This window comes from Caloranaerobacter longqiensis (assembly GCF_050286925.1).
Lineage (GTDB): Bacteria > Bacillota > Clostridia > Tissierellales > Thermohalobacteraceae > Caloranaerobacter.
Map to the genome: position 1 here is coordinate 1 of NZ_JBFWFX010000037.1, position 5,290 is coordinate 5,290.

Annotated in this window: 7 protein-coding genes and 1 rRNA gene; all 8 read left to right on the forward strand. The window is 29.9% G+C overall.

Annotated elements, in window-relative coordinates; all coding sequences use genetic code 11:
* The first annotated feature begins 4 nt into the window (after positions 1-4).
* The 8 genes from rrf (at position 5) to AB4Y15_RS13635 (ending at position 5,058) form a co-directional block, all read left to right on the forward strand.
* Positions 5-121 (forward strand): 5S ribosomal RNA (rrf, locus tag AB4Y15_RS13600).
* 176 nt (positions 122-297) lie between these two features.
* Positions 298-1,575 carry a double-cubane-cluster-containing anaerobic reductase gene (locus AB4Y15_RS13605; RefSeq protein WP_427340887.1) on the forward strand — a complete coding sequence of 426 codons (1,278 nt, stop codon included), beginning with the start codon at positions 298-300 and terminating at the stop codon, positions 1,573-1,575.
* A 32-nt stretch (positions 1,576-1,607) separates the two neighbouring features.
* Positions 1,608-1,862, forward strand: a complete 255-nt coding sequence (locus AB4Y15_RS13610; RefSeq protein ID WP_427340888.1) for a putative Se/S carrier protein — start codon at positions 1,608-1,610, stop codon at positions 1,860-1,862.
* Positions 1,859-2,656, forward strand: coding sequence for an acyl-CoA dehydratase activase (locus tag AB4Y15_RS13615; protein WP_427340889.1), 798 nt, complete (start codon positions 1,859-1,861; stop codon positions 2,654-2,656). Before AB4Y15_RS13610 ends, AB4Y15_RS13615 begins: the two co-directional genes overlap by 4 nt.
* Positions 2,657-2,911: 255 nt before the next feature.
* Positions 2,912-3,190, forward strand: coding sequence for an autorepressor SdpR family transcription factor (locus AB4Y15_RS13620; RefSeq protein WP_427340890.1), 279 nt, complete (start codon positions 2,912-2,914; stop codon positions 3,188-3,190).
* Positions 3,177-3,809: an SdpI family protein gene (locus tag AB4Y15_RS13625; RefSeq protein ID WP_427340891.1), complete on the forward strand. Its 633-nt coding sequence runs from the start codon at positions 3,177-3,179 to the stop codon at positions 3,807-3,809. Before AB4Y15_RS13620 ends, AB4Y15_RS13625 begins: the two co-directional genes overlap by 14 nt.
* A gap of 38 nt (positions 3,810-3,847) precedes the next feature.
* A complete protein-coding gene (locus AB4Y15_RS13630; protein ID WP_427340892.1) occupies positions 3,848-4,453 on the forward strand; it encodes a uracil-DNA glycosylase in 606 nt (201 codons plus the stop codon).
* Positions 4,454-4,482: 29 nt separating this feature from the next.
* Positions 4,483-5,058 (forward strand): uracil-DNA glycosylase, encoded by a 576-nt coding sequence (locus AB4Y15_RS13635; RefSeq protein ID WP_427340893.1) that lies wholly within the window; start codon positions 4,483-4,485, stop codon positions 5,056-5,058.
* Positions 5,059-5,290 lie beyond the last annotated feature (232 nt).

Here is a 5,290-nt window from a genome sequence, read left to right on the forward strand (position 1 = left end):
CAAATCCGGTGACAATGGCGGAGGGGTCACACCTGTTCCCATTCCGAACACAGAAGTTAAGCCCTCCAGCGCCGATGGTACTTGGCGGGAGACCGCCTGGGAGAGTAGGTCGTTGCCGGATTTCTTTTATTTTTTGTATAAGTGGCATTTAGCCACTTTTTTTGTTTTTCATAACATATCTATAGATAATTTTAATATCAAGGAACTCATCTATAATGGTTTTTTATATATATAAAAAAGACAGAAATAATATATTATAATCAAAATAAAATAAGTAAATTTAAAGGGGGCATAATTGTGGCAGATTACAGAAAATTATGGGAATCATTAGATATGGATTTAGAAAAGCATGATCAGTTATGTGCAGTATTGCCAGAGTTCTATGGGGATATTTATTTATCACAAGAAAATCGACCAGAAGGTATGAATTATTATAACTTTGTAGTTTCTGAAATTCATGGATTTAGGATTCAAGAATTAGCAGAGCATAGAAAAAAAGGTGGAAAAGTTTTTGGAAGTTTTTGTATATATGTACCAGATGAGTTAATCGTTGCAGCAGATGCTATTGGAGTAGGATTATGTGGTGGTTCAGATTTTTGGATACCAGATGGAGAAAAAGTACTTCCGAGAAATATTTGTCCATTAATTAAAGCTTCAGTTGGAGCAAAGTTAAGTGGTACATGTCCTTATTTTCAATCAGCAGATATATTAGTAGGAGAAACTACATGTGATGGTAAGAAAAAAGCATGGGAGATTCTTGGAGAGTATACACCTATTCATGTTATGGATTTACCTCAAATGAAAAGAGAAAAGGATAAGATTCACTGGGTTGATGAATTGAAAACGTTTAAAGATTTAGTTGAAAAGATGACAGGAAATGAAATAACTGAGGAAAAATTAAAAGAAGCGATAAAATTAATAAATGAAAAAAGAAGAGTTTTACAAAGATTATATAATACGAGAAAGAATAAGAACTTGCCAATAAGTGGTAAAGATGCATTACTTATTACTCAAATTGCTTTTTATGATGATCCTAAAAGATTTATTGAAAAGACTTCAGAACTATGTGAAGAACTAGAAGATAGAATTAAAAAAGGAATAAGCGTATTTGAAGAAGATACACCAAGAATTTTAGTAACAGGAACTCCAATGGCTATTCCAAATTGGAAATTACATCACATAATAGAAACAAGCGGCGGAGCAGTAGTATGTGAAGAAACATGTACAGGAATTAGATATTTTGAAAATTTAGTTGAAGAAGCCGAAAGTATAGAAGAACAGATAAAAGCAATAGCAGATAGGTACTTAAGTATTAATTGTGCTTGTTTTACACCTAATGATGGAAGGATAGAAGATATAATAAGACTTTATAAGGAATATAAAGCAGATGGAGTTGTATATTACAGTTTACCATTCTGTCATACTTATGCTGTTGAGTATAAGAAAGTTAAAGAAGCACTAGATAAGGAAGGTATTCCTGTGATTATGATTGAAAGTGATTATAGCCTACAAGACGTAGGGCAAATAAAAACAAGACTTGAAGCATTTTTCGAAATGATAAAGACATCAAAGTAGCGATGTTATTTCCTAAAGAATAGGGTGATTAAATGGGAGAACAATTAAACTGTTACATATTATTTCCATCCCATACTGATGGATTAGCTTTAGAAAAGATTTTGAAATCTGAAAAGATTAAATATACTATTGTGCCAACCCCTAGAGAGTTGAGTAAAAGTTGTGGTATATCTATAATGATTAACCCTGATGATGAAGAAAATGTTAGGGAAATCCTAAATGTTAATCCTGAAATAAAGATTAATGGTATTTATACCATTGAAAGAAAAAGGAGAGGTTGGTTTTGATAAAAAATTTTTCAGGGTATTCAATAGGAATAGATGCAGGTTCGGTTGCAACAAAAGGAGTTCTTTTTAATGGAGAATTAGTCGAAGAAATTATTATACCTACAGGTTGGAGCCCTAGAAAAGCGTCAGAAGAAGTTTGTAAATTACTAATAGAAAAGGGAAATATAAAAAGAGAAGAAGTAAAAAAAATTATTGCAACAGGTTATGGAAGAGTTTCGATAGGTTTTGCGGATAAGACAGTTACTGAAATAACATGTCATGCTAAAGGGGCTTATTTTTTAAACAATAGAGTGAGAACTATACTTGATATAGGTGGGCAAGATAGTAAAATAATTAGCTTGGATGAAAATGGTAATGTTTGTGATTTTTTTATGAATGATAAATGTGCAGCAGGTACAGGGAGATTTCTTCAGGTTATGACTAATTTACTTGGTTCAGAGATAAATGAGTTGGATAAATTAGCGGAAGGAGCAGAGCCAGAGAAAATATCAAGCATGTGTACTGTATTTGCAGAATCTGAAATTATCAGTCTTCTTGCTAAAGGTGCTTTCAAAGAATCAATTGCAGCTGGGATTATAGAATCAATAGCAAACAGAGCGGTTTCCATGCTAAATAAAATAAAAATAGTTGATGAGGTAGCATTTACAGGTGGTGTTGCAAGAAGTCGTATATTAACAAAATCTATTGAGAAAAAAATAAGAAAATCAATTTATATTGCTCCAAATACACAGGTTATAGGAGCTTTAGGAGCAGCTGTAATTGGATGGGAAATGTTAAATCTAAGAGGGAACTAATTCCCTCTTTTTTTTATCTATTAGAGTAAAATTTTCGATTCAAAATTAACTACAATGTAGATTTTACTTATATCTCATTATGGAAATTATATTTAAAATTATCCACAATTCAATAAATTATCCACAATTTAATAAGATGTATAATTTTCTAAAATAATTAGTGAAGATTGTTGTCAAAATGAAAGGAAAGTAATATAATATAATTAGATATTTAGATAATTATATAACTATCTAAAAAATGAAAGAGGTGACAAAGTGAACAAAACATTTAAGGCTTTGGCTGATCCTACTAGGAGAAAAATTTTAGAGTTACTAAAAGAAAAGGATTTAACTGCTGGAGAAATTGCAGATTTTTTTAATATAAGTAAACCTTCTATTAGCCATCATTTGAATATTTTAAAAAATGTAGGGCTAGTTTTAAGCGAAAAAGTTGGTCAAAACGTATATTATTCTTTAAATACAACAGCATTTCAAGAAATTATGAAATGGATATTTGATTTTATGGAAAGGAGAGATAATGATGAAGATAAATAAATGGCTTTTATTAATACTTTTAATTTCATTTATAGCTACAATTTTTATATACAGCAGTTTACCAGATTCGATTCCTAGACATTGGAATATTAGGGGTGAAATTGATGCGTACGGTCATAAAAATATGGTTTTTTTTACTGCTTTAACGCCTATAGGATTGTATGCTTTGATGCTGTTGATGCCAAAAATAGATCCTAAAAGAAAATCCTATTCAAAACATAAGAAAGCTTACGAAATTCTGACAGTTATAGTAATAATGTTTTTAATAATTATTCATTGGGCCTTAATATTTGTAGCATTAGGCGGTAATGTTGATATTATATTATTAATAAAAGCTTCTATAGGATTATTATTTATTATAATTGGTAACTATATGGGACAAATAAGACATAATTATTTCTTTGGTATAAGGACTCCTTGGACATTAGCAAATGAGACAGTTTGGAGGAAAACACATAGAGTTGGAGGGTATGGCTTTATAGTAATAGGCATAGTTTTTCTTTTATCAACGTTTATAAATAATAATCTAGGATTTATTATACCAATGAGTACAGTTATATTTATAATTTTTGGTATTGTGATTTATTCATATGTTGAATATACTAAAATTGTTAGATAAGAAGGGGTTGCCCCTTCATTTTCTATTTATGTGCTTTTATGTTAAAATCTATATATAATCAAAATAATTTTGGAGTGATATTTATGTATACTCTAGATGAAGTTAAGAAGTTTTGTCTATATTGTAAAAAGTGTAGATTGCATAAGACTAGAACTAAAATGGTGTTTGGAGAAGGAAATGAAAATGCAGATATAATGTTTGTAGGGGAAGGTCCAGGATTTTATGAAGACAAGAGTGGAAGACCTTTTGTAGGGGCTGCTGGTAAATTATTGACTAAAATGTTAAATGCGATAAACATTAGTAGAGAAGAAATATATATAACTAATATAGTAAAATGCAGACCCCCTAATAATAGAAATCCATTGGAAGATGAAAGTGAAGTTTGTTTAGAATATTTAAGATGGCAAGTGAAAATTATACAACCTAAAATAATAGTATGTTTAGGAGCAGTTTCTGCAAGAAATATTATAGATAAGAATTTTGCAGTAAGTAGGGATAGAGGTGAATGGATAAAAAAAGGGAATTTTTTTATAATAGCGACATATCATCCGGCAGCTTTATTGCGTGATGAAAGTAAAAAAAGAGCAGCATGGGAAGATTTTAAGAGTATTAGAAATAAGGCCGAAGAATTAAACATCTTTTAAATGCAAGATTGGAAGAAAGGAGCAATAAAGTGAAACAGAAAAAATTAGAAGATTTAAATGAAAGAATAAGACAGCAGTTTAATGAAAAAGAATTAGTGTTTGGTGATGGAAGTGTAAATAGTTTAATAATGTTAATTGGTGAAGCACCTGGAGCAAATGAAGTTAAGCAAAAAAAGCCTTTTGTCGGTCAGGCAGGTGAGCAATTAAAAGAATTTCTAAATATTTTGAAACTTGAGAGAGAAAATGTATACATAACTAATGTAGTAAAATTTAGACCAACGAGGATAAGTGAAAAAACAGGGAAATTAATAAATCGTGCTCCTAATAAAAGAGAAATAAATGCTTTTAAAGGATATTTGTTTGAAGAAATTGATATAATTAAACCTAAAATTATAATTCCTCTTGGAAATGTGCCACTTAAAGCAGTAATTGATAATGAATTGCAGATAAGTAAAGAACATGGGAAAATATTAGAAGCTAATATTAAGGGGAATATATATAAGATATATCCACTTTATCATCCAGCAGCAGTTATTTATCGTAGAGAGTTAAAAAAAGTTTATATAGAAGATTTAATAAAATTAAAAGATATAATACCAAGATAGCATAAATTACCTATTGAAAAACGATAAAAAGTTTGCTATATTATATTTTGTCGTTGAGGAAAGAGTAAGACAAATGAGTAAAAAATAAAATCAAAAAAGTTCTTGACATAGATAAACAAATCTGCTATAGTATTAAGAGTCGGCGGCAAAAGTCGACAAAGAGATTTGATAAAGAAGATTTGGTCTTTGAAAACTGAACAGTGCGGAGACAGGATTACAAGCTAACAGCTGA